Source organism: Pedobacter yulinensis (assembly GCF_003029735.1).
Taxonomy (GTDB): Bacteria; Bacteroidota; Bacteroidia; order Sphingobacteriales; family Sphingobacteriaceae; genus Pedobacter; species Pedobacter yulinensis.
Window position 1 is genome coordinate 1,513,421 of record NZ_KZ686269.1, and the last position, 24,345, is coordinate 1,537,765.

The following is a 24,345-nucleotide window of genomic DNA, read 5'->3' on the forward strand; positions in this document are numbered from 1 at the left end:
GGGTTAGATCTCAAAGTTTTTAAAGTAAGCCATGTAGCTGGTCGGCGCTTCGCTAAAAATATATAGCTTGGAAGCTGCTGTTGAAGAAGAGGGTTTTGGTGCGCTTGATGCCGTGGGGTTCCAAGGATAAATTGTACCATCTGTATACAATGTATTGGTCCCTGCTTTATAAATATAAACCTGTAACGTGGCTGATGTGGCTTGACCGTTATACACATGTCCGGCTGTGGCAAACGTGGAAATGGTTACGGGTTCGGTAAACTCGTTCGGCTTTACATTTTTAATACGGGCCACCTCTTCAAAGACCTTGGGCGTCAGGTAGTATTTTCCCAATACGATATCAACCGGCTCTGCATAATTTGTTTTCACCGGCATGAACATATACGTAATTTTAATCTTGCCCGGCTCAACCGGAGGAACAATTGGAACAGTACCGATCGCGCCGTTCATGTAAAAGAAACTGATAAAGGCGCGGCCATCGGCTTTCTTAAGTTCTTTCTCCATAACCAGCTTACCGGTACCTTTTTCGGTAATGGTAAGTTTTGCTCCTTTCTTATTGCCGGCAAGTGCATAAGCGTCGCTATAGTCAAAACGCCCGACAGGTATATCTATCTTAAAGGTGTCGATCCGCGCCTCAAGGCCGGTGTTGCCCACACTCAGAATGTTAAACGTAACCGCCAGTACATTCCTTTTGTCTTCAATTTCGCCATTTTTTTTGCAGGAGGCCAGCAACAGTGCGGTAGCCACCAACATCAGGCAGTTCTTCAGATTCTTCATAATATGCACGAATAATTTTTAAAAGTTATAGGTAAGTGACAGGCTGAACGATGCCCCTACACGCCTGGTAAAGGTGTCTCTGTCGCCTGTGCGCGTTCTAGTTTTACCATCGTCTGAATTTTCATAAGTACCTTCCTCATATTTTTGCGAGAAGCCGGGTTTCCACTCGTAAATGTCGATCCAGTCAAATGCCCCGGCGTCGTTGATGTGACTGATGCCCATGCCTTTCCACCTGTCCTGTAATTGATAGGTTTCCTCACTGTTGATGTAAAAGCGGTACGGGGAATTCATGATATTGCTCATGTTTAATCTTGCCTGCAACCTCCTGTCTTTCAGGAACCGGTAGCTCAGCTGGGCATCTAACTGGCTGCGCGGCCGCTCGTATTCTACAAGGTCAGGTGTTAAGCCGGTAACGAAGGTTTTATAACCCATGTGGTTAAAAGCAACGTTTGCCCCTAAACGGCGGCCGTTGTATTGCATCCCTGCGTTATATACCACAGGCACCTGGCCAAATAGCGGCCGTTTCTCGCGTTGTAAACTTTTGGTGCGATAGAAGTAACTATTTCCATTTTTATCCTTGGCAATACCGGGGGTATTAAAGGTGGCAGCTTGTACTTCTGAGCTTTGCAAGGTAACGTTACCGCTCAGGTAAACATCTTCCATAAACGGCCACGCAGGATTTAAGAAACCCAGACTTTTCCGCATATCAAATTCCCAGCCGTTTACCCTGGCATACTCAGAGTTTTGGGTAACGAGGTATACGCGGCGGGTAGCATCTGTCTGGGTACGGTAAATCTCTACCGGCTTGTCAAAATACTTGTGGAAGTAACCCACAGATAAGACCTCGCCGGCTTTAGGGTACCATTCCAGCCTGAGATCAAAATGATCTATGACTGTCGATAGAACGCCTTCGTTGCGCCGGTAACCGCCAACTACCGGATCAAAACGCATCATGCGGGAATTTTCTATCAGTGCTGGCCTGACAACGGATGTTGAATAGGCAGCTCTGACATTGAGATCTTTAACAGGCGTAGCCGTTAAATTGAATGATGGCAGGTAACGCCAGGTTTTTTCCTCGTTAACCGGATCTGCAAATGCGCTTACAATGTTACCCGTTTCAGGATCCACAAATTTTTCCTTTTCACCATTAACGATCTGCTCATTGGTAATCCTGTCATTAGCGCCATTCCTGAGTCTTTCGTATTTGTATGATTCGGCCCTAACGCCCCAAACCAGGCGTAGCCAGGGGGTAAACCGGTTGTCAAACATGCCGTAAATTCCCTGGTTGACATTTTTACCCTGGTAGCCGTTTTCGGAAAAGCTGGCCGGGTAGTAAAAGATATCTCTCAGCGGGTCTTTAAAGTCCAGGTATTGCCCCCATTCCCGCACGGGCACATTGGCAAACGGACCGCCAACGCTGGTTATAGGCAGAACTGTCCAATCATAAGCGCCTTCGCGATCCAGATATTGGTAGCCTGTTTTCACGACCTGTTTTTGTCCGAGGGCCTTAAATTGATAACTCAGTGCGCCCTCAGCAATTTTATTCGTTTCATTATATACATAACGCGCGCGGTTAAGCACGCCGCCCCCGGGTGCAGTAGGTGTGTTTGGTACGATACTATATTGAGTGCCGTCTGCTGCGTTAGGCAGCAGCCAGGCTTCAATAACATCCTGCTCTGTATTGGTCAGCTTGTTGCGTGCAACATTCCAATCAAGCCGGAAGGCGCCAAAGCTATGCTCACCGTTTATCCGGTTTTGCAGCAAATCAATAAACTTTGGCCGATCATACTCCCGTATCTCCTCAAAAGGTTTAGGATCGGCAGAATAACCCTGTATACGCGAGAACTGGTTTTGAAATACACGTGAGTAAAAATTTCGCGAACTGATTTTATGATTTTTCGCATTCCACCCTGCATTCAATAATGCCCCCCAGGTTGTATTAAAATTATATTGTTTTGCATGAGCGCTCATCAGTTCCTCGCCGGTTGCTGCATCGTAACTCACGTTAAGCAGCCTTTCCCATTCGCCGCGTTTAAACTGTGATATGTCATCTATGGCCTGTTCATTGCGGTAACTTAACGACCCTACAAAACCAAAACGGCTATTACCAGTATGGTAACTGCGGCCTAGGCTCAATTGATAATTTTGTCCCGGCATTGCCGTGTACACCCTGCTGCCGAGACGTTCAAATCCGCCAATGCGTTTGTTCTGTTCGCCAATCATGGCAGGGGTGATGGCAGTAACGCCAGGTGTGGGTACAGCGTAAGGCTTGTCAGGATTATATTGCCCGGCAGCAAATGAAAACAGGTTCTTAGGAAAATGGTCCCGGGTTCCGTCGTCAAAGCCGAGGTAATCATTTTTACCACGTCCATAAGCCAGGAAATCTTTCCCCGTACTGCTGTTGATATACTTACCGCCAAAACTTAGCGCCGTAAAATTGTTATCGGGTATAGCCATGGTGCTGATCTGCACCAAGCCGCCACCAAAGCCAAAGCTCATATCGGGTGTGGCTGTTTTGTTGATGACCACGTTATCAATCAGGTTGCTGGGGATAATGTCAAACTCAAAATCGCGCACCTGCACATCGGTGCTGGGCAATATGGCGCCGTCCATCATGGCCAGGTTATAACGTTCTGCAATGCCACGGATAACTACCCGACGATTGTCATTGGTACTGATACCGGAGATGCGTTTCAGCGTTTCACCCACGTTTTTATCCGGCAAAACAGCCATTTGTTCGCTGCTGATGCCATTGGTCAGGCCGGCCTCATTTTTCTGACGTGCGTAAAGCGCGGCGGTTGACTCTCTTCGCATGCTGCTAGTTACCGTTACCTGCGCCAACGCGTTGGTGGCCTGCATGAGTACAATATTCAGGCTGGTTAGCTGGTTCGGACTTGCATGTACCTGAGTAATGCGTTTGCTTTGATAGGAGACATGGGTTACCTCGACCGTGTAATTGCCTGGTTCTACGTTGAAGCTGTACGTGCCATCCAGGCTGGATTGCATAGCCTGTTTGGTTTCAACGATCCGGATACTCGCGCCGGCCAGTGGCTGGCCGCTTTCATCGATCACTTTACCAGCTATACGCCCGTTAGGCACTGCAGGCCGGAACGGCGCGGCTGTCTGTAAAAAACGCTGATCCGCCCGTTTTGTGACGATAACGGTTTGTTCTTTTAGTAAATAGTTTAAAGGCTGTTCCCGGAAAATCTTCGTTAACACACTGCCGAGCTCGGCATCCTCTACCATAATGGTAATGGGCTTTGCAATGTTGAGGATTGTGTTGTTAAACAGGAAGTCAACGCCCGTTTGTTCACGTATTTTGTCAAATACCTTGTCAATACGGGCATTATTTTCGGATAAAGTCACCTTCTGGGCTTTGACTCCCGCGCTGACCTGTATGATGACTATAATCATGATTAAGGCTGTCAGCTTCATTATCAACAGTGTTTTATCAAGCGCGCGCCTTCGCCGCACCAACTTATTAGGGTAAATAGTGTACATTTGTTATTGCTTGGTTTCATTGCAACTTGCCGCACATTTTCAGAAGCCGCGGGCATTTTGCTATTCTGATCGTTCAAATTTTCGTCAGGGTATTCCATGCAGAGGGTCAATCCGGTCGCCACCGGTTTGGCCTTTTTTATGCAGAATCCCAAAGTGCTAGCTGTTTGTCTATTTCATCACCGTAACTCTCCTTCCTTCAATTTTAAAGTGAACTGATCCCGTTTCGGCTAATACTGCCAACACCTGGCTGAGATTCTTAAAACGTGATATTGTGCCGTAATAGCCTTCTTCCCCGCTGGTCGTATCGTATTTCACATCAATGTTGTACCAGCGGCTCAGCTTCCGCATAACGTTTTCGATACGCTCACCCCGGAAACGGAAATATCCGTTTTTCCAGGCTACGGCCTGCTCGGTATCGCCTTCCGTAATTGTTAATCCCGCCCCGGTTAACGCAGCCTGCTGGCCAGGCTTTAAAATTCCTGATGACGCTTTGCCGATGGCATCTATTTTAACCTTGCCTTCTAGCAGGGTTGTTTTCAAAACGGGTTCATCAGGATAGGCGTTTATGTTAAAGTGGGTGCCTAAAACCGTTACCACCTGTTTGTCTGTTTTTACCTTAAACGGCATGGCTGCATTATGTGCCACCTGGAAGTAAGCCTCTCCCTTAAGCTCTACACCGCGTGTTGCGCCGGTAAATCGTGTGGGGTATCTCAGTGATGAAGAAGCGTTCAGCCATACTTTTGTTCCGTCAGGCAGCACTATCCGATATTGTCCCCCACGAGGGGTTTCGGTAATGTTATATTCAACCGGTAAATTTGTACTTTGCCCCACAGTGTAAACCAGTTCACCCTTGCGGGTTTTACTGATACTGATACCTGCCTGTTCTGACAGTGACGCGGCGGTCGCATTGCTTAATAGGATCTTTTTGCCGTTAGCCAGTGTCAGCGTGGCTGTATTGCTGCCCGGAGCAAGATGTGCAACTTGTTCAGGCTTGTTCTTGTTTTTGGTAAATACCAGGAGGGATACAGATACACAAAGGATTACCATCGCAGCTACTGCGATAAAACGATACGAGTTTGTCCTTGGTCTCTGTGCCGGCTGTGGCAGTTTAGCATAGATTTGTTCCCCGATGTCATGGAGTTCTGTATCAGGAGACCGGTCCAAACGTTTTTTAGTTACCCGATTGGATAACTGTTCGAAAAGTACTTTTTCCTGTGGCGTGATGGTGCCGTTCAGGTATTTTTCAAGTAGTTTTTGTGCCTCCTGCTTATTCATCATGTAAACGGTTTTAATAGCCGTTTATATGAAGAGCCTTTTCAGGGAATAATGTCAACAAGAAATTTAAATTATTTTAAATCTTGCAGAAGAACAGCAATAACGAAAGCAATGGGGACAGCTTTGTTCGGAGGGAATTCATAGCGCGGTTCAGCATGGTACGTGAACTGTGTTCAGTGATGCCCAATTCTTCGGCAATGGATTGGTGGGAAAGCTCTTCGTACTTAGTTTTGATATAAACCGCGCGCATGGTCGCAGGCATGTTCTCCACCGCCCGGTCAATGATGCTGCACAGCTCTCGTAAATTGAAGGCATCATCAGTATTGCAGGCATCTCTGTCAAAACAGGCAGCCAGTTCAGCGGCATAGACATCGGCGCGGTTGGTTTTATGAATGGCCTTCAGTGCCTGGTTCCGAACAGCAATCAAAAGATAGCTCTTTAAGTTGGCAATATTCAGATCTGCACTACGGTTCCAAAGGGTGGTAAATATATCCTGCACCACATCAGCCGCCTCTTCCTTATCCTTTAATATAATCTGAGCATATACAAAAAGGGAACGCCAATGCCTGTCATAAATTTCAGTAAATGCAGCATGATCTTGCGTTGCAAGATATGCAACGAGCTCCATATCGGCCATTTTACCATACTGTGACATCCGCGCTAAGCTAAAGTCTCAGTGTCGCCTGCGCATAACCAAAATGTTAAATCATGTCAACGAAAGAAGGCAGACCGGCAACCTGTTCAACGGCATTCAGCATACCAGGCAAGGGCTGTTTTGCAGATAACGGTAAACTGTAGCATACTACGCCATGTCGTTGACAACTTTTAGCTGGCATCGGCGTTATTAAGAAAACAGTTTCGGAAACTTCATGAGCAGCAATCCTTTTAGAAAGATAGCCGATAATGCTAAGAAAACGTCTAAAAAATGGGTAAATATAAAAGCAGAATCAACACTCGATACGGTGGTCTGTCCGCGCTGTGGCGCACCCCGGCCGGTGAATACCAACGTTAGCAGCTGCGATTATTGCCACTACAAGTTCATGAACGTTGAGGTCCTGGTAAAGCGTAATCCCGGCAGTGTATGAGGGAGCAGCTGATTGCCCGCTGGAATGTATTTCTTGGTAAAATGCGTGCCCGCTTTACCGAATCGTTAACCTACGGCGAGCAAGCCGTGCTGGATGCGCTCGATGAAAACGGCTACGATTACTATGGCGCTTACCGGGTATTGCAGGCCGTACGCGCGCAGATATATAACGATCTGGTACAGAAAGTAAGCGAAACCTGGCAGCAACAGGTAGAACCGCAGATGCGTGCAGATGGCGATTACTGGCCCGCGGAATCTCAGAAGGGCCATGAACTGAGCGAATGGATGGACAGACAGATCGATCTGTGGGTATTCCGGACCGAGGGCCAGCTTTCCAAAAAATATTACGCCCATGCTATACAGCTCGTCGACCGCAACTTTTTTTGCACCCAGTGTAATTCACCCGTCCGGATACAAAGAGACTTTTTTATGGCACAGTATGTTAGCTGCGCGTACTGCAACGCGATAAATACCTTCGAACCTGAAACCAAGTATCAGACGATAGGCTGGAATGTAGTGCACAACATTGCTGCCTTTAACGCATTTGATGAGTACAGGAATATGCAAGCCGCACGCAGTGCAGGAGGTCCCGGATATGTACAAGCAATGCGCAGTTATTACGAAAAATACTTTGACGAGCGTATAAAACTGTTACCCCACACGGCGGCCACCCGGCAGCGCGACCTGGAGGCCGAAATCAGAAAGCACATCTAAACCAAAAACATATATTTTATGGAAACGATTAACGGAGTGACATTTGAAGAATATGCTGCAGCCTGTGGCAACCTGACCCAGGGTATGCCAGAAGAAAAGATTATGGAGATACTGCAGCTTGAGAAGCCGGTTTGGGATGAAACAGTGGAGAAATGGAACAACCGCCTGGGCGAGCTTATGACGGAAGATATGGCCTATGCCACCCGCTATGGCGAATTGTTTGCCAACCCGGCTGCCGGACGTTTTGCGGGGTCAACTGGCGGGGCAGCATCAAAAGAAGACATATTGCAACTGGCGCCAGATTATGAAACCTATCAAAAAATACTCTGGCATCAATCTGTTGCGGCAGAACATGGAGTGGACCCGGTTACAGTGCTTGAAAGCTATGGTATAAACCTGGGAAAGTGGGGTACCCTTAACGTACACTATATGAACTATCAGCGCGACCTGTTAGACCATACCGCCGCTGACTATGCGCAGAATTACCAATACTTTACAAGCTTGCAGGATAAATGGCGCAACCATTTTCAAGAGCTTTACAGCAGCAGCAAGAGCAGTCTTTCGGATGATATAAATTTTTAAAAATATGGGTTTGATCAACGCAGCCAAAAACCAATTCCGCTCAGTATTGCAGTGGGACGGTCCGCAGGAGTGGGAGATTTTTCGCCGGTACGAGAAGCGTAACGATGAGATCAAGAACCTGTCGAAATTGGTATTGCAACCCGGGCAGGGCTGTATATTTACTTATGAGGGCACTGTAAAAAGCATTTTTTCCGAGCCAGGTATTTACGACATAGAAACTGACAACCGTCCGTTTATCACGACGCTTAAAAAGCTTGTAAACTATTTTGAGAGCGATCATAAAACTGGGCTCTGGTTTTACCGCACGGCTGAGATCGTTAACATTCGCTGGGGTACCCGCCTGCCCATCACCTATAATGATCCGGTTTATGGCTTTCCTGTTAATTTACGGGCGTATGGTAATTTTTCGATGGCCATAACCGATCCGGAGGGATTCTTTACACGGGTCGTAGCAGGTACCGCCCGGTATTATGCTTATGATCTGCAGGAGCTGCTGCTGTCGCGCATCTCTCAGCCCATTGGAAGTTTTCTAGCCAACGCCCGTTTCACCTACGCCGATGTTGATGCTAACCTGGAGCACATAGCCCGCGAAGCAGCCATTAAAACCGCCCCCGAATTTCAACACTTTGGCTTTAAGCTACTCGATTTCCGTATCGAAGGCTCATCGTTTGACGAAGAAACCAACAGGCGCATTGCCAGCATATCAGATATCCAGGCGGATGTAAAGTCGGCACAATTGGCAGGTGTATCATTTGATGAACTGCAAAAGATGATCGCCATGCGCGAGGCGGCCCGCAACCCAAGCGGTGCCGGCGCAGGAATGATCATGGCGCTGAATCTGAATGCTGCCGCGCAGCCTGTACAGCAAAGCTCCATTAAAATTAAGCTGAAAGAACTGAAAGAATTGCACGAGGAAGGCTTACTGGACGATGAGGAGTTTAAATCCAAGAAAGAAGAGCTGTTGAAACAACTTTGAACCCGGTATCTATCCTGACTGGAGGGGAATGGTAAGGCCGGATGGCCAAATTCTTTTTGCGAAAGAAACCTATTTACGAGTATGCACAGCGAAACCTGCCGGCGGTATGGATAGATATGGCGAGGTACTGGCGTTTTTTGGTCAATCAGTTAAATTTTATCCAGGGTGCGTTCGTCTGAAACTGCAGCTCTTGGCGGGTTGTAACATATCCCATTTCCAACTGGATGTAGCCTTGTTTAATGCGCCACTCATTGTTCCTGTAGCCGGACCAGCAAATGAGCTGTAAACTTATTGCACAACCGCCGGTAAAATATAGTCCTGCATCATTTTATCAACCTGCAGGTGAGCGTATCCTTCGTTATAGGCGCTTGCCGTGACTACAATTACCAGCGGCTGATCCTTAAATACAAATATCTTGTTGCCACCGTTGCCGGTACAATACCATGCCTCATAAGGTCTACCCTTAACCATGTAGGTTTTGTTCCACAACAGATAGCCGTAATAACCGGGACCGGCAACATCTTCAGGCAAGATCATGTGTTTTGTAAATGATCTTTCGACCCATGCTTGCGGAAGGATTTGCCTGCCATGCCATTGACCGTTGTTCTTATACAACTGTCCAAACTTTGCGAAATCCACAGCGCGCAATCTTATCCCACCAGCTGTATTAGCCACATGTTGAGGCGTATACTGCCATTTATAATTACGAATATTCAAGGGTTTAAACAATTTGTTATCCGCGTAACGTTCCAATCCACCAGGCACCTTTTTGTCCAGGATATCGCCCAATACGACGACGCCAGCGGTAAAATAATTCCATTGGGTGTAAGGCTTTCTGGTGCTGTCTGTTTTTAAGTCGAGGGCGAACTTCACCCAGTTCTCCATAGGGTACATATTGTTTTCGTTACCGGGCGAATCATCGTCGTTGTCATTGGCGACAAAGATGGAACTCATGGTAAGCAGGCTTTTTAGGGTAATACTATCCTTGCGTGGAGAATAATTTTGATAAGTCTTCAAGTCATAAAAGTCTTTCAGTACCTGTTGTTCCGATTTAATATATCCATCATCAATAGCGATACCCATAATAGCCGAAGCAAACGTTTTCCCCACCGAGCGCGGATCGTGAAGGCTGTCGCGTCCGCTGCCATTAAAGTACTCCTCAATCATCAGCCTGCCGTTTTTGACCACGACAATCCCGTTGACATTTTTGAATTTATTTTGCAGGATTTTCTCGTTTAGATCAGCTATTAATTGTTTATCAAAGCTTTCTGCTGATAGTGCCCAGCCGCTGTTGGGTTTAATGACTTGTACAGCTTTATCCTTAACATCAATAACCGGTACGACAACTTGGATCTCTCCTTGTGCTATCAGCTGGCCCACCTTAACCGCGGGAAGGGCAACGTATGGCCGCAACTCTATTTTCAGCGTATGATGACCAGTTGTGAGCACATCTTCTCCGCCACGCAACATAAACCGGCTAAACATATACCGCGACCACATATCTTCACGCAGGGTACTCAGTAATTTTACCGTAAGAACTGTTCGGGAGTTTTTATTTCGCGCGTAACCGGCGCCTTTATGCAAATTTTCCTGATATATCTTTTTGCCATCCACATAAAAAGTAAACTGGTAGTTGCCTTGGTTTAATTGTTCAATGGTTTGCTGTGGCGCCATTTGGTGCTGCAGATTGGTTAACGAATTAGGCATAAAAGCACGCATGCTTAAGTTCGCACTTGGCGTCAGAATGATCTCGCTTAAAAAGTCTGCAGAAGTGGACTTGTCCATTGGGATTGTATCTTTCATGAAGACGATCCGCCCCATGTTGGTTTTGTGCAGCGGGAATCTGATGGAGTCGGCGCTTACAATGTCTGCTACCTGTGCGGACGCAAGGTTACAGGCAGTTAGGAGAAAAAGCACAAACAGTGGTCTGATTAATTTCATACATCGGTTATATTTTCAAAAACACTTTATTAACAGCTCGAATAGCGCCTCAGCCCATCAGCAAACGGTAAGACTAACTATAAAACGATTACGGAGAAGTCATTAACAAACTGTCGTTGCGCGTTCCTGAACAGCGATTTCGACGATCGCTGTCGGATTGGTCAAATGACATAAACCTTGTTATCCGCGCAGCAGGCGAATGCAGCACCTATCTTCTAATTTTGACAGATGCCCCTTGTCATTTCACTTTTTTACAGGTCATCTTTTGATCGCCATTCATAAACGAAAGTGAAATGACATTCCCTGCGCCATCTCTTTCAAAGGTTACCGTTCTCTTATCCCTTCCGTTATCCAGCAAAAAGAGGTCCTTTTGCTGTGCATACATTTCCTGAGTTGTTCCGGTAGTGGCCATTAGCCGATGATTGTCTGCCCGGACTTCAATAAGCTCACCTGGTCTCAGTTCGTATTTTCCGGCGTAGCTGTTTAATGTGGCGTCATCAAGCTGAATTTTATTTTGAGCCGGGAACTGATAAGGCTGATTAAATAAAATAGATATAAGCTTAAATGTAATGCTATGCAGGTCCAAGTCCTCTGCATTGCTAAGCATTATTATACAAACGTCATCTTCAGGCAGGCGGGCGAACTCTGCTTTAAAACCCCAGATATCACCACTATGGGAGACCATTTTTTTATTAGTGGCCTGCTCCGCGATCCAACCGTAACCGTAATTCAGCATGACCGGCGTATAAGCTTCTTTTAACAACTTATGAGAAACCAGCGAGCCTGATTGTAGCGCCTTATGAAACTTGTACAAATCGCCTACCGTTGAATAGATAGCACCGGCTGCTTTTGGCGCGTCGTAATTGATAAGCTTTGCCGGTTCTGCGTCGTCATTTTCCGGAAAAACCCAGTATCCGGTTGCTTTGTAGGGACTATTCAACGCTGCAAAGTCAAAGGCACTTTGCCGCATGCCGGCCGGTTTGAAAATATATTTTCTGATCGCATCATAATAACTCATTTGTGTTACCTTCTGTATAATGTATCCCAGCATAATATAGCCCGAGTTGCTGTACCGCCAGTCAGTACCCGGGCTAAAGTCGGGCGTCCGGGATTTTACCTTCTCTATAAAGGTCTCTTCTTCGGTTGCTTGTCTGAACTTTTTGGTGGTGTCAGCATCATGGTCTGATATACCGGAGGTATGGCTGAGCAGATGCCTGACGGTAATACTATCGCCTTTGGGAAAATTGGGGTAGAACTTACTGATTCGATCTGTCAGTTGAAGCTTGTTCATTTCCACTAGCTTCAAGGTGAGCGTTGAAGTGAAAGGCTTGGTTACCGAAGCGATCTGATAAATTGTCTGCGGGCCGTTCGGGACCTTGCTTTTGATATTCTGATAACCGAAGCCCTTTTCCAGTAAGACCTTTCCCTTTTGCGTAATGAAGACCGTTCCATTAAACTTCCTCAATTTGTAATAAGTGTTCATCAAGTGTTCCAGTTTCTTTGATGTACTTTGAGCATCTACCGACAGAGAAAAAAATATCAAAGCTGATAGGAAGTATGGTTTTTTCATGATCTGGTTTTTTCGGCCGCGTGTACTATTCATACTAACAAAAACTGTATTTACGGCGTAGAATTTAAAATTAGGTGAAGGTGTAATGGCTACTCTTGCATCTCTGCCTGTTCATCCATTTCTCACAAATGTAGACCGTTATAAAGGGGTTACTTTATAACGTTCAGCATTTTTCAGTCCATTGTTTTTCATGGCGACAGTAATCATAAGCTTCTCGGTTTGTTCTCTAAAGATAAATAATTTGTTCATCTGTTTTGCAGCGCCTCTTGTCCCCGAACCAGATGAATTCCAGGGCCCTGAAACCGTCGACCCGGCTTCAGGTAATCCAGGATCATCTGGTGGGGATCAATATAGCGGCAGCAGAGCGACATCTGCATACAATAACTTGTTCCATTAAAATAAAATCGCAGGAAAGGAATAATAGATGCAATAGGGCATTCCGATATCATATACCTGGATGTCGTAAATCATCTGCTGGGAAGCGGTGAAATTAGCCATAAATAAATTTCCCAAAGATTACGATATAACCGGCGACGATCTTGTAGTGCAGCTGTGTTCTACTTAATGCCAGCGCATGTGAGGCAATCGAGTCGAAGAGCTGCTGATCTGTTTGTGCGCCGGCTGTTGCCGCAGTCATCATCATCAAAGACGGGGATTTAATAACGTTGCCCTTGGGGGTGATTGGCAATAGCGACGTATCAGACGATTTTAAGATGATAAATCATCAAGGTATATCAAAGTTTAAGTTTGAACGGTACAAATTGCCGACAGGAATAGTTTCGGCACCTATTTGTACTTTGGTCTTACTGACGATATTAATCATGTTTCTATTGACTAAGTATGATCGGTGGATTCTGGCGAATAGTCGTGCGGGTAACATCTGCATCAGATTCTTCATGGTCATATGCGTTAATAACCGCCCGGATACGGTCTGCAACTGAATATAATCTTTAACCGACTGCGCGAATATAATATCAGCATGCATGACTTTGACAAGCTTTCCGGAAACTTTAAAGTAAGTATACTCCCTGTCTTTGCTTACGATCTCCGGTTGTATCCTAAGCAACTTCTGTATACTGCGGGCGAACAACTCATAGGTAACAGGCTTAAGCAGATAGTCAACAGCATCCAAATCAAATCCCGCTAAAGCATATTCCGGGTAAGCTGTAGTAAATATGATCTTCGGCGGATTGCTAAGGGACCTCACAAAGCTGATGCCGCTAATACCGGGCATACGTATATCCAGAAATATCAAATCGACCTGTTTGTGATGCAATAGTTCAAACGCCATGACGGCACTACTGCATTTCGCCAGCAATTGTAACTGTCCGTGACGCTTGATGTGGCTTTCAAGTACTTCTTGTGCAAGGGGCTCGTCATCTACGATTATACAGGTAATCATGTGTCTTAAGGCTTAATATTACTTGATAGGTATGGTGATTGTCACAGATGTCAATCCGGTGCTTTTCTTTGCCATACAAGAGTTCCAGGCGTTTAACCAAGTTCGTTAGCCCGAGGCCTCCGGAATGAGCAGGCGGGTATTCGGTTTGGGGTTTGCTATTTTCTACCTGTAGAGTGAGTTCAGGATCAGCTATCAGAATTACAATTTGGACAAAACCAGTTGTTAACTCTTCCCTTATGCCATGTTTGAATGCATTTTCAATGATCGGAAGCAACAAAAGCGGTTCAATCATCTTATCGCCAGGTACTCCCTGCACCTCGAAATCAATGGTGATGTTGTCAAAATGGCGTATCTTCTCCAATTCCACAAAATTAGTCAGAAAGTTAATTTCTTTGCTTAAAGGCACGAGCTTCTGACTTGCGTCGTAGAGTATATAACGCATCATTTCTGACAGTTTTGCTACAACTATGGCGGTACTGGAAGATCCCCTCAGCGCCAAAGCATAAATGTTATTTAAGGTATTGAAGAAGAAATGGGGATGTAACTGGGCTTTTAAATAGTTTAATTCACTTAACAGCTGCTGCTCTTTTAAAGTTCTGACCTCTTCTTCCTGCTGCAGGGAACGAATGAGGTAGGCAAAGCCGACCAAGGTAAAAACAATGCGGCTCACGATATAGCTGACAATAAAATAAAGCTTGGTTTCCCTGTAGTCTTGCAGGGCCCGCAATCTTAAGCTATCAGAAAGGAAGTTCATGTTGCTAACCAGCCAGTTTTCGTATTTGTTATAAACATGGCTTATTAAAATAAAAGCAACCACGCTCAATATAAGATGGAATGTTCGCTTTTTGAATAAGTACCGCTTTAGAAACAGCCAGTAATAGAGCCCGTAAAAGAAAAATGAAAAAGTCCCATACACAAGGCGGTATTCCATTGCCCTGGCAAAGTTCAAGAAATTTTTTTCTTCATAATAGCTGTACTCAATATCGCTGATTACCGGAATAAGATAACAGATAAGCAATAAAAAGAGAAGCTCTATGATGAAGTATTTGCGTGCTATCAGCCTACCATCAGACATAATGTAAAAAAAGCTATTAATTGCGGTTCATTATTAGCCCATGGACCATATTTCGACAAAAACCATGATTTTTTCGACGAAATTGTGGGCGACCGGATTCCGTCTAAAATACGACTTGATTCGTCTAATTCTTAAAGCTGTACAGGGTTGCGAACATACATTTGCCTGATAACAATAACGTTCGACAATGAAGGAATATCAAAAGGCTAACCGTTACCATGAAAGAATGTATGGTTCATACGTCTTTTCCCTGCGGCCAGGTATACTTGCGTTGGGCCTGCTAATTTTAATCAGCGGCAAAGCCGGAGCCAGACAAAACAGCCATAGGATCTTCCACCAGGTCGCTCAAAAATTGTTCACGCTAAAACACATTAGCTACCGTTACGCCCGCGAGTTTAACTATCCGTCGGAAAGTTATCTGTCCAAATCGGGAGGAAACATGTTCGTTGATTTTGATAAGGAGAACGACTTAGTCGGTTTCAGATTCCAGTATACCAGTACTGATGGCTTTTCCATATTTAATAATGAAGAACTCTTTATTGGGAATTCAAAAACAAGAACAATCAAAGTCATACCTGCGGTTGAACCTGCACAATTTGAAGGTGTTTCCGCGCTATTCAATTCTATCGTTACCCTACGGAATGTTTTACCCCTTGTCATTAATGATGGTAGTATAGTGAAAGAGATCAGAGATACTGTAGTTGAAAATCGGTCTTTTTATCTGCTGCAATTTGATCTTTGCAACAAACTGGTAAATTACCTGGGCACCGGTTTTACGGCTACATCAAGCAATATTACTTTCCGCTATAAACTTGTAGCCGACAAAAAAACTTTATTGCCGGTAACGCTCTTACAGACCAAAAGAGGAAGCCCGGATTTTAACCGGACTGACTTTAGCGACATCCAGGTACAGTCCGAACTGCCGGGGGAAAAGTCGTGGTATTACTCCACTTACCTAAATGACTATGAGCTGGATGACCGGAAGACTGTATCTATCATTGCACCAGGTGAAGCGGCACCAGATTGGACACTTCCAGATCTGGCCGGCAATACAAAAGAAACGTTATCACAACATAAGGGACAGGTAGTTCTGCTGGAATTCTGGATTAAAAACTGCGGATATTGTATCGAAGCGGTGAAAAAATTAAATGACCTATACCACGCGTACAAGCACAGTGAGTTTAGCTTATTTGCTATCAATACGGAGGATAATTCTAAAGCGATTGATTTTTTTGTAAGAAAGTATGGGGTCATGTACCCAGTACTTTTAGGAGATGACCCTAAGATTGCTGCCAAATACGGGATTACTGGTTTTCCGCAAGTTGTACTGATTGGCAAAACGGGCAGCGTTATTTATTCAGGTAAGCTTGATATAAGTCGTTTGCGCACATTGATTGACCAGAACCTGTAATTTTTCTAGACACAGGTGTCACCAACGTAAACTTGATCACCCCGTTCCCCGTTCCTGTGTAGAGGTTAATCTTTTCTGCAACCAGATAAAACAGCCGCTTACCATAGGTGGTAGCTGCCGTTAGTGACAAGTTATCAGGACTGATTGACGGAAAAGAGTGAGGTCGCTGGAACTGCTCACATCGTCGGGCTCTCTCAATCATCCATTATTAGAAAGCTGCCTCGCTTCGCTCATCCCTTACTTTGATATAGACGGGCAATTTCCCGAAGATCTCACTTCTTTAAAAATAACGGAGGCCATCAGTATATTGCGGACGATCGATCCCTGTGTAGACAGTGTGCTGGCCAATTTTGATCTGCCCGGTAAAATTGACCTGGTCAGTTTTATGCAGCGGAACTTCATGTTCAACATGCCGCTGGAAAGACTGGGCTACCTCACCGGCCGGAGCCTGTCTACCTTTAACAGGGACTTCAAAAAGCTTTTCCAAACCACACCCCAGAAATGGCTTACAGAAAAAAGACTTGAGCTCGCGCATTATCAATTGCTCGAAAAAAGGAAAAAGCCGACAGAGGTCTATCTTGAAGTTGGGTTTGAAGACTTATCGCACTTTTCGTTTTCCTTTAAAAAGAAATATGGCGTGTCTCCTGTTCAACTGACGTCGGCCTTAAATTAAGATCGCATATCATCATAAACCCTCATGCCCTGGAACCCTGAAAGCTATAACAAGTTTAAGAATATCCGTTACCAGCCTTTTTTTGATCTGGCAGCTTTTATCCGGCCCGCCGGAGAAATGAAAGCTATCGATCTGGGTTGTGGTACAGGGGAGCAGACGGCAATCCTCACGGATAAATTCAAAGGCGCAGTATTCATGGGCGTTGACACTTCGGCCGAAATGCTGGACCAGTCCGAAACGTTTGAAAATGATCGCCTGCATTTTTGCAGGTCGTCTACCGAGGCGGTTATCAACAGCGGAGAGCAATGGGACTTGATCTTTAGTAATGCCGCTTTGCAATGGTCTGACGATCATCAAACGCTGTTTCCTGCGCTTATCGGTCAACTCAATGCAGGCGGACAGATCGCGGTACAGATGCCAGTACAAAACGAAAACCTGCTCAATAGCATACTTTTTGACCTCGTTCAGGAAGAACCATTCAAGGGTTTTTTAAAAGGCTGGAAGCGATCTTCTCCGGTTTTAAGTATAGACGAATATGCCGGGATACTTTTTGAACAGGGGCTTAGCGACATACAGATCATGCAAAAAGTTTATCCGATCATAGCCGAAGATCACCAGACACTATACGATTTTATTTCTGGCTCGGCATTGCTTCCCTATCTTGAGCGTCTTGAAGGTGCAGAAAGGACACTGTTCATCACTACATACCAGCAAAGGATTGCGAAACATTTCCCCAAGCTTCCTGCCATTTATGCGTTTAAAAGATTGCTCCTGTACGGCAGACTACAATAAGTCAGGCTCGTTAAAGTCAGACAGTTCGTAAACTAATTGACTTTCCAGGGTAAGCCTCGGAACTAAAACAACTACGAATCCATAAAATTATCTCGAAAGACCTGCAGCATCCAACATCAAATTGTGCAACTGGAAATTTTTTACAAAACATGGAAGCAACTCACTACCAGGCCCCAACATCGCTAGCTCTACATAATCTGCGGAGTGATCCATAGACCCCCATCCCACCGCTGTATAGCGCGCCTGTATTTGGGCTAATTCTTTATAAGGTAAATTTCGTGGGTTATATAGACTTTCTCCACCAAGAGACCGATAGTGTGCCAGCACCTGTTTGCTTTCTTCCGATGTAATCGCGTACCCCTGTGCAAACTCAATTTTATCTATGAGTGCGGGTGCCGTCGTACTATTATTCACCTCTCTAAGTATCCATTCATTTGTGTGCCTGAAAGTCTGTATCCGGTCAAAATGGTCATCCGCTTTGCTGCCGTAGAATAGACCCGGATTTGCATTCCCATGATCCGTTGTGATGACTACCAGCGTCTCTCCGTCTTTCTCTGCAAAATCTACTGCCGTTCTGATGGCCTCATCAAATGCGATCTGATCATAGATCAGTGCACCAGCGTCGTTAGCATGCGCCGCCCAATCGACTTTTCCGCCTTCTACCTGAAGCGCAAATCCTTGCGGATTTTTGTTAAGCAACTCGATTGCTTTCCCTGTCATCTCAGCCAGTGAGGGGGTCTGCCCCAGCAGATCTTTATCATTAGCGCGATCCAGCGCGTACGGCATTCCATCCTTCTGAAAAACGCCCAGTACAGTTTTGCGGGACTGGCTCAGCAGATCCTTTTTGTTTTTTAACTACATCATAATGCTTATCGCGAAAAAGGCGAAAAACGTCTCTTCTGTCTTTACGAAGGGAAGCGTCAAAAAATTCGAGTCCGCCGCCAAGAAGAACGTCATAACCTGCGTCAAGATACTTTAGTGCAATGCCGGCCTGATCACTTCTTGCTTCACTCGCCACACAAAAGCCTGCGGGCGTGGCATGGGTTATCGGAACAGTAGTCACGCAACCTGCTGATTTCCCTGCCCGCTTAAACTTTTGCCAGATCGGCAAATTCTCTGAGCCATCGGAATTAACGTTTAATGCGCCGTTATTTACCCGCTTACCGCCACCCCATGCCGAACTGGCAGCGGCTGAATCCGTAACAAGCGAGCTTGCAGAAGCAGTATCCATAAACGCCCGCCGGGCTTTATCTTGCTCATAAAGCGAAATCCAATGACTTGGCCTACCCTCCTTCCGTCTCAACAGAAGATCTGCCATATTAAGTGTGCCAATACTCATCCCATCACTCACCAGAAAAATGATGTTTTTCGCTTTCTTTCTGAGGCCTTCCCGCTGGGTGTTAGGGTTTGCCAGGGCCTGGAATGGTTTCGAAAATGCACTTCCCAGCACTGTTGCGGAAGCGCCCTTAAAAAAATCTCTTCTTTTCATTGCTGCAAAGAAATTGTTCTATCGTTATCAAAAGTTAAAGCCAGAGTGATCTTGTCGGCAGCGACCCAAATAGTCTGTCCTTACGCTGAAACGACAGGTTGATTGGCTAAATCCGTGCATCAGGCTGCTTTGTTTATCAATGATCGCTGATCCGAACTATTTGTCAAAATGATAGGCGTATAAAGCCTGCTTGCCAACTTTATCAAACACGGTAACGTTTACATGGTAGTGCCCGGCGGGCGCTGCGCTCAAATCGATGTCCTTGTTTACCTGGTATCGCGCCTGATCCACCATGTCGGGAGCGGTATCGGTAAACGTTCTGGCCCAGGTGCTGGACTGCACCTCGATCACCAGCCTGGAAATCTTGTTGGAAGCCTCTATCAGCCCCGAAAAGTTCAATATCGCACCACTTGAAATTAAAGAAGCGTTACTGACGCGTGGAAGAGACAGGTCCCTGATGATTTCGAAACCGGCCTTGCCTTGTGCCTTCCCCCCTGACTCGTCGGCGACAACCATCAGCAGCGTGTACTTACCAGGCCGTGCGTTTTCCGGCACTGCAATATGTTCATGAAAATCGGCATTTTTTTGTCCTGCGTAAGGTGAGGTGTACGTCTTTACAAAATCCCAGCCGTAGTTCGTTTCGTCAAGTGTGATCTGAACTTTAATGCCGGCTATCTTCCCTGGCGCTATCATTCTCGCGGCCAGGTGTAAATCGCTGGCCGTATAAGCTACTTTTGAATTGTTGGGACCTACCTCGACTGCATTCACCGAAAGCATCTCCGGGCTATGCGCAGTTTGTTTTTTACAGGATACCATAAGGGCAATGACCGCCATGGCCATTACCCATGCTTTGAAATGTATGTAATGCATAACAATCGGCTATAACTGGTCATATTTACCGTAGTAATACAGACCGCTTGAGCGGAAAACCGTCAGTTTTTTGCCGGATAGAAATCCCAGCTCCACACTATTTCCGCTGACATACTTGAAGCCTGAACCGCCAATGGGTGTATAGTTATTGAGCGTATTGTCTATCGTTTTTGAGTCGGTCCCTGAGCCATAAGTCGTTGTTCCGCCCTTATTGAAACTATAGATCAGCCCCGGCCTGTTGCTCACCTCCCCCATTTTGAACTCTACCCCTTTGAATGACTTCCCGGCGAGTTCATTTGTTTCCCTGACGGATAGCAGCTCACCTGTAGCATCATACTCTGTAGCCAACGCTTTGTAGTATGCCGATGTGATTCTTTTATCCTTGTCAAGGTTGAACCGGGCAATGCGGGCATTTCCGCCTGTAACCTCAAATGTAAGCTCCGTTTCAGTGAGCGTGTAGGTACCTGTTAGATTGGTAGATGCAGAATTGACGAACAAAGCCTTGTTATCTTCCAGCAGCTGAATAAAAAAAACACTTGTGTATTTCGTTCCGCTTTTTTGCGTTAAGGTACCCGCTACGAAATGTTCCGTTATAGCGAACGGCTTAGGTTGATCGTGCTGGCTATCGGCATCTTTTTTACAGCCGCTCATTAAAAACAAGCCGGCGGTTAAGGTCAGTGCAATTATTTTTGTTGTCTTCATTTTCTTTGTTGATTGATGGGACTTTTATTTAGCTCGTTATTATGTGTGGCTATTTACGCTTTGAATGCGGCAACGGCCCTTGCATTTCGTTTATTCGATACCTGCGTTCTTTCAGGAATCTAATAGTCTATTCCAAAAGGGACTGACTTATAGATCGTCTTATTTGCTGTCGTATTTTTGTAAATGATCACGAGCTTGTAGTCGCCGGTCTGCCATGCCCTGGCGCCGTTTATCAGGCTGCCCCCTGCGGTGTTGTTATCGCGCTCTGCACCAATAATCAAATCCGGAATGAAGCGGACGGGCATAAAGGTGTTGAAGTCAAAGACTGAATTTGAAAAATCATATACATTGGTTTCACTCTTGTGGTCAAAGACGTCATAAACAATTGCTTTGCTCAAATCCACTTCTTCGATTGTTTTCGGGTTGTAGTTTGCCGGCTTTTTGATCAGCAGCACGTAGAGCTTGCCGTCCCCTTTCACAAAGGATACATTCACCTGAGTTTGCAGTGTATCGCCCCTTTTAAGCCGCAGAACCGGGTACTGTTCTTTATCTGTATGTGAATCGTAGAAAGGTGTCCAATTCCGGTGCACGTAGATTCCGGTAAACATGGGCCTGACCGGCAAATTGGCCCGGCTATAAATTTCAAAGTCCCTTTTCACCTCAAGCTTTGAACCGTTCTCGTCATAAACTGTTGTAACCAGATCATACTTTCCTTCTGCCGCATCGGCTGGAATTTTGAAATGCTTATGTACATTGGTGTTTTTTAGCCCTTTGTACTGCGTCCAGAGAATTTCGTGTTTCCAGCTTTTGCTGTAGGTTTCCCCAGGCTTCTGGATCAGCTTTACTTCAACTTTATCAAGTTTCTCGACGGCAAGCAGGTCAGCTTCAAAATGAAAATCTTCGCCGGTCACGCCAATCCCGGCATTGCCAAGCCCAAGTTCCAGATTCTCCATCTTTGGCTTGGGTGTCTCCGGATCGGGATGTTCGCCGGGTTCTTTTTTACAAGCCGTGAAAACTGCTGCAAATAAAAGGAAGATGGCTGTTGTTTTTATAGATCTCATGTATAATGGATTACTTAAAATTGAATGATTTGAATAATAGAATGTAGCGCTCTGTTTCCGGGGAACAGCCGGTACCTGGAGTACTGACATTCGACGACAGCGGCAGCATGGCTAAGTGAACGGCCAGCGATTTCATGTCATGGGCTTAATCTATTTGCAGGCATGAACGCTCAGCAAAGGGCATGCGGCCACCTTGCCTATCGCTTAGCTGCTCATAAGACCGCCATGAGCGCTTCTGACAGGTCGGGCGCTTAAAGCTTTTTACAGATTTGAAAGACGCTCCCCGCTATTTGAAAAGCGAATTGTAACGTTTTATTGCCTGATTGAACGGTATCGTTTATCTATAGGCGTTATGTAACATCGTTTTCTGAAGACTAAGAGACGATGTAAGGCGGACCCTTATTGGTGAAACCCTGTAAAGTGAATTTGTAGTTGCCGATACAGATGTACCTACCATGGCTTAAAGGGCTAGCTGAAGGCGCTTTCAAAACCGCGGTACAGGCAACGGGCAGACTATCTTCCTGCTTGTGCACATGAAGGTCGCAAACTGCGCATTTATCGACCAGGTAAGTGGCATCCTGCTGCCTGGACAATTCGGTTCTATCGGCGTTGTTATGGGCATGAAACACCTGTATGAATGACATAGCGAGAAAAAAAGAAAGCGTAAAAATGGAAACCCATTGGCACCATCCTGACGGTCGATCATTTTTTATCTGCTTCACGATGCATCAAAGTTGCATTTATTTTCTGGATTTCGGATAATTTTTTTCCGAAAGTTATCCGGGATGTGAACGAAAGATCAAAATGGGGTAGTCGAACCGACAACAAGACCTTGAATCTCTGTTTAACTTTTTGGAAAGTGATAAAATCAAAACCACTGTAGATCAGATAGCCGTTCATTAACTTTGAGCAGCTCTATTTGACATAAACAAGGAATATAATGAACCAGCAAAAAGCGATGGATCTTACCATCAAAATCGAAGAACTTGCAATAACTACTGTTTCCATTTATTTTTTATCGACATATAACCTGGGTTTGCCTGTCTGGATATGGGTACTGCTTTTTTTCAGTCCTGATCTTTCTATGGCGGGCTACCTGGTGGGTACGCGCCTGGGTGCCTTTACCTACAACATATTTCATCATCGTGGCGTTGCATTGGCTGTGATGGGCGCTGGCTTTTTAATGCACATGGATCTGCTGATTGCCGGTGGCCTTCTGCTGGTAGCGCATTCGTCATTCGACCGCATGCTGGGTTATGGCTTAAAGTTTACAGATGATTTCAAACATACCAGCCTTGGCTGGATAGGAAAGATAAAAGATAATTGAGGGCGGAGCCGGTCTTTATTTTGTTCCCGCCTGGACACCGTTGCATACTAACATAGCAGCGACGGTGAAGGTAAGATAGAACGGTAAGCGGGCTTGTAAATACCAGGTGATCTTCATCTTACTGTGCACCAGCTGATTTTTTAAATATTATTGATCTCTTCGCTTTTCCATCCCAATAGATCGCTCCTACCGTAGGTAGAACCTGATGTTCATCAAGGCCACTAAGGGTGATTGTCGCGACTTCTTTAGTCCGGTGCCTGACGGCGTCTTGAACAGCATCAAATCGCAGTTTGCCATTCTCGTCGACTTCAATGTCAGCGGGTAGAAACAGCTGATCACCTTGCTTGGAATGAATGACGATCTTGCTGGCTAGCAGGTATCCATCAGCAAGTGTCAATGTGGCCCTGTCCTTATTGATGTATGCCTTTTAAATCTTGTTATCGTAAGATTTTTGTGCGTAAGCAAACTGGGAAGCGCTCAGCGTCAAAAGCAGCGTCGTTATACATAATAATTTTTTCATAGTTGTCGGTTTTACCAACGCAAACTTTATCGGTACTTCTCCCAATATAGTTTTATCACAGCCAAAAGCTGGTCATGGTCTATAGCCGCTTCATCATCAGCCAGATGTAGCCGGAAGGTGTTTTTACTTTCGTGCGTGAAAACCGCAATGCTTCGTATAAACCAAAACGTCCTCATTTCGCGTATATCCGTCACATCCCTCCAAAATACTAAGCCAGCCTCTTTTCCATTAGGCGTCATATTAGACAGTATCCCTTCCTTTGTTAAGACCAAAACAGGCTTGTTGCTGAATATCCGGAAGATCAGATGGACCAGTGCCCAAACTAATACAGCTGTATATATCAAAAACAAAACACTCATAAATTTAGACGTATACCATACCAGCGCTATCAACCCTGCTAAGGGAAAAAGCAACAAAATTCTTTTTTTGCGATTGGGCAGTATTTCGAGACGCTCTTGTTCCATTTTATAGTATTTGCAATGCTAATAACAAAGTTCGCGTGCAAGGTTTTGGGCAACTGCGATTTCAGGGCTCGAAAACTGTTTCAGCACGCTGTAGCAGAGCGCACTTGCCGCAAATTGCATCTGTGCTAGCTGAAGATAC

23 protein-coding genes are annotated in these 24,345 nt (G+C 45.4%); 7 read left to right on the plus strand and 16 right to left on the minus strand.

Features of this window, described 5'->3' with window-relative positions:
* Positions 1–3: 3 nt before the first annotated feature.
* The 4 genes from C7T94_RS14125 to C7T94_RS14140 form a co-directional block, all read right to left on the minus strand.
* On the minus strand, positions 4–777 hold the full coding sequence (locus C7T94_RS14125; RefSeq protein ID WP_107215927.1) for a hypothetical protein: 774 nt from the start codon (positions 775–777) through the stop codon (positions 4–6).
* A gap of 18 nt (positions 778–795) precedes the next feature.
* Complete coding sequence (locus tag C7T94_RS14130; RefSeq protein ID WP_239495021.1) at positions 796–4,191, minus strand: TonB-dependent receptor; 3,396 nt, start codon at positions 4,189–4,191, stop codon at positions 796–798.
* A gap of 255 nt (positions 4,192–4,446) precedes the next feature.
* Positions 4,447–5,556 (minus strand): FecR family protein, encoded by a 1,110-nt coding sequence (locus C7T94_RS14135; protein WP_107215929.1) that lies wholly within the window; start codon positions 5,554–5,556, stop codon positions 4,447–4,449.
* A gap of 73 nt (positions 5,557–5,629) precedes the next feature.
* Entirely contained in the window at positions 5,630–6,181 is a 552-nt protein-coding gene (locus C7T94_RS14140; protein ID WP_162618697.1) for an RNA polymerase sigma factor, read from the minus strand.
* A 453-nt stretch (positions 6,182–6,634) separates the two neighbouring features.
* Between C7T94_RS14140 and C7T94_RS14150 the strand changes: the two genes are divergently transcribed.
* From C7T94_RS14150 to C7T94_RS14160, 3 genes are read left to right on the plus strand one after another with little or no spacing between them, the layout of a single operon-like run.
* Positions 6,635–7,351: a hypothetical protein gene (locus C7T94_RS14150; protein ID WP_107215932.1), complete on the plus strand. Its 717-nt coding sequence runs from the start codon at positions 6,635–6,637 to the stop codon at positions 7,349–7,351.
* 18 nt (positions 7,352–7,369) lie between these two features.
* Positions 7,370–7,933 carry a DUF6620 family protein gene (locus tag C7T94_RS14155; protein ID WP_107215933.1) on the plus strand — a complete coding sequence of 188 codons (564 nt, stop codon included), beginning with the start codon at positions 7,370–7,372 and terminating at the stop codon, positions 7,931–7,933.
* Between the two features lie 4 nt (positions 7,934–7,937).
* Complete coding sequence (locus tag C7T94_RS14160; RefSeq protein ID WP_107215934.1) at positions 7,938–8,909, plus strand: SPFH domain-containing protein; 972 nt, start codon at positions 7,938–7,940, stop codon at positions 8,907–8,909.
* 288 nt (positions 8,910–9,197) lie between these two features.
* Here the strand turns inward: C7T94_RS14160 and C7T94_RS14170 are convergent, their stop codons facing one another.
* From C7T94_RS14170 to C7T94_RS14185, 5 genes are all read right to left on the minus strand, one after another.
* Positions 9,198–10,850, minus strand: coding sequence for a serine hydrolase domain-containing protein (locus C7T94_RS14170; protein ID WP_107215936.1), 1,653 nt, complete (start codon positions 10,848–10,850; stop codon positions 9,198–9,200).
* A gap of 238 nt (positions 10,851–11,088) precedes the next feature.
* Positions 11,089–12,420, minus strand: a complete 1,332-nt coding sequence (locus C7T94_RS14175; protein ID WP_107216137.1) for a serine hydrolase — start codon at positions 12,418–12,420, stop codon at positions 11,089–11,091.
* 490 nt (positions 12,421–12,910) lie between these two features.
* Positions 12,911–13,066, minus strand: a complete 156-nt coding sequence (locus tag C7T94_RS19415) for a hypothetical protein (RefSeq protein WP_162618698.1) — start codon at positions 13,064–13,066, stop codon at positions 12,911–12,913.
* Positions 13,067–13,144: 78 nt separating this feature from the next.
* Positions 13,145–13,822, minus strand: coding sequence for a LytR/AlgR family response regulator transcription factor (locus tag C7T94_RS14180; RefSeq protein ID WP_107215937.1), 678 nt, complete (start codon positions 13,820–13,822; stop codon positions 13,145–13,147).
* The gene (locus tag C7T94_RS14185) at positions 13,797–14,897 is read right to left on the minus strand and encodes a sensor histidine kinase (protein ID WP_107215938.1); all 1,101 of its coding nucleotides are present in this window, start codon (positions 14,895–14,897) and stop codon (positions 13,797–13,799) included. The genes C7T94_RS14180 and C7T94_RS14185 overlap by 26 nt, the downstream gene beginning before the upstream one ends.
* A 187-nt stretch (positions 14,898–15,084) precedes the next feature.
* Between C7T94_RS14185 and C7T94_RS14190 the strand changes: the two genes are divergently transcribed.
* The 3 genes from C7T94_RS14190 to C7T94_RS14200 all read left to right on the plus strand — a co-directional run bounded on the left by C7T94_RS14190 (position 15,085) and on the right by C7T94_RS14200 (position 17,773).
* Positions 15,085–16,308, plus strand: coding sequence for a TlpA family protein disulfide reductase (locus C7T94_RS14190; RefSeq protein WP_107215939.1), 1,224 nt, complete (start codon positions 15,085–15,087; stop codon positions 16,306–16,308).
* Between the two features lie 157 nt (positions 16,309–16,465).
* Complete coding sequence (locus C7T94_RS14195) at positions 16,466–16,981, plus strand: helix-turn-helix domain-containing protein (RefSeq protein ID WP_107215940.1); 516 nt, start codon at positions 16,466–16,468, stop codon at positions 16,979–16,981.
* A 24-nt stretch (positions 16,982–17,005) separates the two neighbouring features.
* Positions 17,006–17,773: a methyltransferase domain-containing protein gene (locus C7T94_RS14200; protein WP_107215941.1), complete on the plus strand. Its 768-nt coding sequence runs from the start codon at positions 17,006–17,008 to the stop codon at positions 17,771–17,773.
* 87 nt (positions 17,774–17,860) lie between these two features.
* Here C7T94_RS14200 and C7T94_RS19640 read toward each other — a convergent pair whose 3' ends face one another.
* From C7T94_RS19640 to C7T94_RS19420, 6 genes are all read right to left on the minus strand, one after another.
* Positions 17,861–18,559, minus strand: coding sequence for an alkaline phosphatase (locus tag C7T94_RS19640; RefSeq protein ID WP_394341002.1), 699 nt, complete (start codon positions 18,557–18,559; stop codon positions 17,861–17,863).
* On the minus strand, positions 18,534–19,262 hold the full coding sequence (locus C7T94_RS19645) for an alkaline phosphatase (protein WP_239495022.1): 729 nt from the start codon (positions 19,260–19,262) through the stop codon (positions 18,534–18,536). Before C7T94_RS19645 ends, C7T94_RS19640 begins: the two co-directional genes overlap by 26 nt.
* 156 nt (positions 19,263–19,418) lie before the next feature.
* Positions 19,419–20,132, minus strand: a complete 714-nt coding sequence (locus C7T94_RS14210; protein WP_107215942.1) for a DUF4625 domain-containing protein — start codon at positions 20,130–20,132, stop codon at positions 19,419–19,421.
* 9 nt (positions 20,133–20,141) lie between these two features.
* Positions 20,142–20,834, minus strand: coding sequence for a hypothetical protein (locus C7T94_RS14215; protein WP_162618699.1), 693 nt, complete (start codon positions 20,832–20,834; stop codon positions 20,142–20,144).
* Positions 20,835–20,953: 119 nt separating this feature from the next.
* A complete protein-coding gene (locus C7T94_RS14220) occupies positions 20,954–21,895 on the minus strand; it encodes a DUF4625 domain-containing protein (RefSeq protein WP_162618700.1) in 942 nt (313 codons plus the stop codon).
* 374 nt (positions 21,896–22,269) lie between these two features.
* Entirely contained in the window at positions 22,270–22,539 is a 270-nt protein-coding gene (locus C7T94_RS19420; RefSeq protein WP_162618701.1) for a hypothetical protein, read from the minus strand.
* A gap of 296 nt (positions 22,540–22,835) precedes the next feature.
* Between C7T94_RS19420 and C7T94_RS14230 the strand changes: the two genes are divergently transcribed.
* Positions 22,836–23,222 (plus strand): DUF4260 domain-containing protein, encoded by a 387-nt coding sequence (locus C7T94_RS14230; RefSeq protein ID WP_107215946.1) that lies wholly within the window; start codon positions 22,836–22,838, stop codon positions 23,220–23,222.
* Positions 23,223–23,768: 546 nt separating this feature from the next.
* On the opposite strand, the gene C7T94_RS14240 is transcribed toward C7T94_RS14230, so the two are convergent.
* Entirely contained in the window at positions 23,769–24,206 is a 438-nt protein-coding gene (locus tag C7T94_RS14240; protein WP_107215948.1) for a hypothetical protein, read from the minus strand.
* Positions 24,207–24,345 lie beyond the last annotated feature (139 nt).

Bases quoted from the DNA above. Each gene is read 5' to 3' on its own strand.
- C7T94_RS14125 (WP_107215927.1), bottom strand. From the start codon at position 777: ATGAAGAATCTGAAGAACTGCCTGATGTTGGTGGCTACCGCACTGTTG.
- C7T94_RS14130 (WP_239495021.1), bottom strand. From the start codon at position 4,191: ATGATTATAGTCATCATACAGGTCAGCGCGGGAGTCAAAGCCCAGAAG.
- C7T94_RS14135 (WP_107215929.1), bottom strand. From the start codon at position 5,556: ATGATGAATAAGCAGGAGGCACAAAAACTACTTGAAAAATACCTGAAC.
- C7T94_RS14140 (WP_162618697.1), bottom strand. From the start codon at position 6,181: ATGGAGCTCGTTGCATATCTTGCAACGCAAGATCATGCTGCATTTACT.
- C7T94_RS14150 (WP_107215932.1), top strand. From the start codon at position 6,635: ATGAGGGAGCAGCTGATTGCCCGCTGGAATGTATTTCTTGGTAAAATG.
- C7T94_RS14155 (WP_107215933.1), top strand. From the start codon at position 7,370: ATGGAAACGATTAACGGAGTGACATTTGAAGAATATGCTGCAGCCTGT.
- C7T94_RS14160 (WP_107215934.1), top strand. From the start codon at position 7,938: ATGGGTTTGATCAACGCAGCCAAAAACCAATTCCGCTCAGTATTGCAG.
- C7T94_RS14170 (WP_107215936.1), bottom strand. From the start codon at position 10,850: ATGAAATTAATCAGACCACTGTTTGTGCTTTTTCTCCTAACTGCCTGT.
- C7T94_RS14175 (WP_107216137.1), bottom strand. From the start codon at position 12,420: ATGAAAAAACCATACTTCCTATCAGCTTTGATATTTTTTTCTCTGTCG.
- C7T94_RS14180 (WP_107215937.1), bottom strand. From the start codon at position 13,822: ATGATTACCTGTATAATCGTAGATGACGAGCCCCTTGCACAAGAAGTA.
- C7T94_RS14185 (WP_107215938.1), bottom strand. From the start codon at position 14,897: ATGTCTGATGGTAGGCTGATAGCACGCAAATACTTCATCATAGAGCTT.
- C7T94_RS14190 (WP_107215939.1), top strand. From the start codon at position 15,085: ATGAAGGAATATCAAAAGGCTAACCGTTACCATGAAAGAATGTATGGT.
- C7T94_RS14200 (WP_107215941.1), top strand. From the start codon at position 17,006: ATGCCCTGGAACCCTGAAAGCTATAACAAGTTTAAGAATATCCGTTAC.
- C7T94_RS19640 (WP_394341002.1), bottom strand. From the start codon at position 18,559: ATGCCGTACGCGCTGGATCGCGCTAATGATAAAGATCTGCTGGGGCAG.
- C7T94_RS19645 (WP_239495022.1), bottom strand. From the start codon at position 19,262: ATGAAAAGAAGAGATTTTTTTAAGGGCGCTTCCGCAACAGTGCTGGGA.
- C7T94_RS14210 (WP_107215942.1), bottom strand. From the start codon at position 20,132: ATGCATTACATACATTTCAAAGCATGGGTAATGGCCATGGCGGTCATT.
- C7T94_RS14215 (WP_162618699.1), bottom strand. From the start codon at position 20,834: ATGAAGACAACAAAAATAATTGCACTGACCTTAACCGCCGGCTTGTTT.
- C7T94_RS14220 (WP_162618700.1), bottom strand. From the start codon at position 21,895: ATGAGATCTATAAAAACAACAGCCATCTTCCTTTTATTTGCAGCAGTT.
- C7T94_RS19420 (WP_162618701.1), bottom strand. From the start codon at position 22,539: ATGTCATTCATACAGGTGTTTCATGCCCATAACAACGCCGATAGAACC.
- C7T94_RS14230 (WP_107215946.1), top strand. From the start codon at position 22,836: ATGAACCAGCAAAAAGCGATGGATCTTACCATCAAAATCGAAGAACTT.
- C7T94_RS14240 (WP_107215948.1), bottom strand. From the start codon at position 24,206: ATGGAACAAGAGCGTCTCGAAATACTGCCCAATCGCAAAAAAAGAATT.